Annotated in this window: 2 protein-coding genes; one reads left to right on the top strand and one right to left on the bottom strand. The window is 68.8% G+C overall.

Going from position 1 to position 4,182, the window contains the following annotated elements; all coding sequences use genetic code 11:
• Positions 1 to 2,144: ATP-dependent zinc metalloprotease FtsH (gene ftsH / locus ACFWGZ_RS39865; RefSeq protein ID WP_382456779.1), on the bottom strand; the 2,144-nt coding region annotated here is incomplete at its 3' end.
• Between the two features lie 328 nt (positions 2,145 to 2,472).
• On the opposite strand from ftsH, the gene ACFWGZ_RS39870 reads away from it, so the two are divergent.
• Complete coding sequence (locus ACFWGZ_RS39870) at positions 2,473 to 4,170, top strand: substrate-binding and VWA domain-containing protein (protein ID WP_382456780.1); 1,698 nt, start codon at positions 2,473 to 2,475, stop codon at positions 4,168 to 4,170.
• Positions 4,171 to 4,182: the final 12 nt, after the last annotated feature.

Below are 4,182 nucleotides of genomic sequence, written 5' to 3' on the forward strand. Positions count from 1 at the left end.
ACGTTGTGCGGCTTGCCGCCGGGCACGGTCGCCGGGGTCCACCCGGGCGGGGCGCCGTAGTTCGGCGGGCCCGCCTGGTTGCCCTGCTGTGCCGGCTGGTGCACGCCGTTGGTGCCGTTCGGCGAAGGCAGCTGCTCGGTGGGCGGATCCGCGGCAGCGGCGTCCTCCTGCTGCAGCTCCTCCTCGATCGCGTCCTCGACGATCGGCGGCCACGGCTCGCCGCGTTCCTTGGCGAGCTCACCGGGCGTCTTGACCGGCGGGATGTCGGACGGCGTGCGGTCACCGAAGTCGTTGAACTGGGTGATGCGCGGCCGCTTCTCGACGCGGGCGAAGATCCGCTCCAGGTCCTTCTGGTGCAGGGTCTCCTTGTCGATCAGCTCGAGCGTGAGGTCGTCGAGGACGTCGCGGTAGGTGTTGAGCACCTCGTACGCCTCGGTGTGTGCGGCCTCGATGAGCTTGCGCACCTCCTCGTCGATCTCGTGCGCGACCTCCAGCGAGTAGTCCGCCTGGCGGCCGGCCGAGCGTCCGAGGAACGGCTCGCCCTGCTCCTGCCCGTACTTCACGGCGCCGAGCTTCGCGCTCATGCCGTACTCGGTGACCATCGCGCGGGCGATCTTCGTCGCCTGCTCGATGTCGTTGGACGCGCCCGTCGTGGGCTCGTGGAAGACGAGCTCCTCCGCGGACCGGCCACCCAGTGCGAACACCAGTCGCGCGATCATCTCGGACCTGGTCATCAGGTCCTTGTCCTCTTCCGGCACCGAGAGGGTGTGACCACCCGTGCGGCCGCGGGCGAGGATCGTGACCTTGTAGACCGGGTCGATGTCCGGCATGGCCCACGCGGCCAGGGCGTGCCCGGCCTCGTGGTAGGCGGTGATCTTCTTCTCCTTCTCGGAGATGATCCGGCTCTTGCGGGCCGGACCGCCGATCACGCGGTCGACCGACTCCTCCAGCGCGGCACCGGTGATGGTGGTGCCGTTCTGGCGGGCCGTGAGCAGCGCGGCCTCGTTGATGACGTTCGCGAGGTCGGCGCCGGAGAACCCGACGGTGCGCTTCGCGAGACCGTCGAGGTCGGCGTCCGTGGCGAGCGGCTTGCCCTTCGAGTGCACCCGCAGGATCTGCTTGCGGCCCTTCAGGTCCGGCGCGGACACCGGGATCTGGCGGTCGAAGCGACCGGGGCGCAGCAGGGCGGGGTCGAGGATGTCGGGGCGGTTCGTCGCCGCGATCAGGATGATCCCGCCGCGCGAGTCGAAGCCGTCCATCTCGACGAGCAGCTGGTTGAGCGTCTGCTCGCGCTCGTCGTGGCCACCGCCGAGGCCGGCGCCGCGGTGACGGCCGACCGCGTCGATCTCGTCGACGAAGATGATGCACGGCGCGTTCTGCTTGGCCTGCTCGAACAGGTCGCGGACGCGGGAGGCGCCGACACCGACGAACATCTCGACGAAGTCCGAGCCGGAGATCGAGTAGAACGGCACGCCGGCCTCACCGGCGACGGCCCTCGCGAGCAGCGTCTTGCCGGTTCCCGGCGGGCCGTAGAGCAGCACGCCCTTGGGGATCTTGGCGCCGAGCGCCTGGTAGCGGCCGGGGTTCTGGAGGAAGTCCTTGATCTCCTCGAGCTCCTCGACGGCCTCCTCGGCACCCGCGACGTCGGCGAACATCGTCTTGGGCATGTCCTTGGAGAGCTGCTTGGCCTTGGACTTGCCGAAGTTCAGGACGCGGTTGCCGCCGCCCTGGGCGTTGTTCATCATCCACATGAGCAGCAGCAACAGCAGGCCGAGCGGCACGAGGTAGATCAAGATCTGCATCAGGATGGACTCCTGGCTGACCTTGGTCTCGACGGTCGGCTTGTTGCCGGCCTGGTCGAGGACGTTGAAGATCTCGTCCGTCGCACTGGCCGGGTACTGCGTGATCAGGCGGTTGCTGCCCTCGAACGTGGTGCCGTCGGTGAGGGTGAGGCGGAGACGCTGCTCCTTGTCCTCGATCGTGGCTTCCTTGACCTTCCCGTCGCGCACCTGTTGCAGTGCTTGGGAGGTCTTGACCTGGTGGTAACCCCGTGAGTCGTCGAAGAGCACGGTGAAGACGAAGTAGAGCAGCAACACCGCAGCGATCCACAGCAGCGGGTTGCGAAGCAGGCGCTTGCGGTCCATGCACTTACGGCCGGCGGGCGGCCTCGACCCTCCCTGACTTGCGCGTCGGGCAGTGGAAGACCCACATACCGCGTCCGACCAGCCTACCGCCCGCTGGTCGGGTACTGAGCAACCAACGGGCGGAGGCGGTCCTGGGTTCCCGCGCGTGACCCCTGCCACGCATGTTCACGCACTTTGGTTCATCCGGAACAGATACCGCCGTCCAGACGAGTGACGCAGGTCACGCCGTCTCAGTACGTTTGGGGGTCACATGTCATCCTCATGCATTCCCCCGAGTGTTCCCCCGCCACTCGAAAGAGTGAACACGTGACCGAAGGTAAGTAACTGTATGTCAGCACGTCACACCTCCCCCGGCCTGTTCCGGCGGGTGGCCCTCCCCGTGGGCGCCCTGCTCGGAGTGGTCGCGGCGGCAGGCGTCACAGTTGTGGCACTGCGTGTCACCAGTGGTGCCGACTGCTCCGGCGCGCTGCCGCTGAAGGTGGCCGTCACCCCTGCCGCGCTGGACGTCGTGAACGCGGCCGCTCAGAACTACCAGCGGTCACAACCGGTCGTGAACGGCCGGTGCGTCCAGGTCCAGGTCGAGTCGCGCAACGCGGCCGACGTGGCGAACGAGCTGCCGACCGCGCAGATCAACCCCCACTCCCTCTGGATCCCCGACTCCTCGATGTGGGCGGCGGAAGCCCAGCGGCAGTCGGCCGAGACCGGCCCCGAGGCGCCGAAGCTGGACATCAAGCCCTCGCTGGCGTCCAGCCCGCTCGTGATGGCGGGCTCGGAGCAGGCCATGTCGAAGATCGGCTTCCCGGTCCAGCCCGTCTCGTGGTCGAAGGTCGTGGACCCGAAGGTCCAGATCTCGATGAGCGACCCGACGATGACGTCGGAGGGCCTCGCCTCCCTGTTCGTGATCAGAACCCTGCTCGGCAACCCGGACGGCACCCCCAAGCCCGAGCTCGTCGGCACCCTGCTGCGCGTGGGCCGCAGCGCGGTCCCGTCGGTGCGCGACTCGTTCGGCAAGGTCACCACCGACGCGGGCAAGGCGCCGCTGTTCGCCGCGACCGAGCAGTCGGTGGTGGCGAACAACCGCTCCGTCAAGGACAACGTGGTCGTGGGCGCCCCGCCCAAGGAGGGCACCCTCTCGTTCGACTACCCGCTCGTCCGGGTTTCCCGCTCGAACGAGCCGGAGGGCGTCGGCGAGGCGGCGGCGGAGTTCGAGAAGGTCCTGCGCTCCGCGGACACGTCCAAGCGCTTCGGCGAGGCGGGCTTCCGCACCGTGCAGGGCGCGGCGCCGGCGAAGTGGTCGACCGACGTCGAGGGCGTGCAGGCCGGTGACGTGAAGCTCATCGAGACCCCGAACGCCGACCAGGTGTCGGAGCTCCTGCGCACGTGGGGCGCCATCAGCCTCGACATGCGGATGCTGACCGTCATCGACGTGTCCGGCTCGATGATCGAGAAGAGCGGCGACGGCAAGACCCGCGTCGAGGCGGCGACCGAGGCCTCGATGACCGCGCTGTCGATGCTCCCGGACACCACCCAGATCGGCCTCTGGGCGTTCTCGACGGACAAGAAGCCGCCGAACGACTGGATCGAGCTGGTCCCGATGGGGCCGCTGGGCGAACCCCTGGCGGGCGTGGCCCGCCGCAAGCGCCTGGAGGCCGGCGCCTCGCAGCTCACCACCATCGTGGGCGGCGGCACGGCCCTGAACGACACGACCCTGGCGGCGTACCGGCACGTCCTGTCCGGCTACGACGCGTCGAAGGTCAACTCCGTCGTCCTGATGACGGACGGCCGCAACGACGACATCTCGTCGATCGACACGGCCTCGTTGATCGAGACCCTGAAGCGGGAGTCCGACCCCGCGAAGCCCGTGCCGATCATCATGGTCGGCCTCGGCGACGAGGTGGACATGGACGCCCTCCGCTCGATCTCCGCGGCGACCGGCGGCAAGGCCTACCAGGCGAAGAACCCGGAGGACATCCGCGGCGTGCTGCTGGACGCGGTGTCGCAGCGGCGGTGCCGCCCGAACTGCTGACCGGCTCCCGCA

The organism is Lentzea sp. NPDC060358 (genome assembly GCF_042725365.1).
Lineage (GTDB): Bacteria > Actinomycetota > Actinomycetes > Mycobacteriales > Pseudonocardiaceae > Lentzea.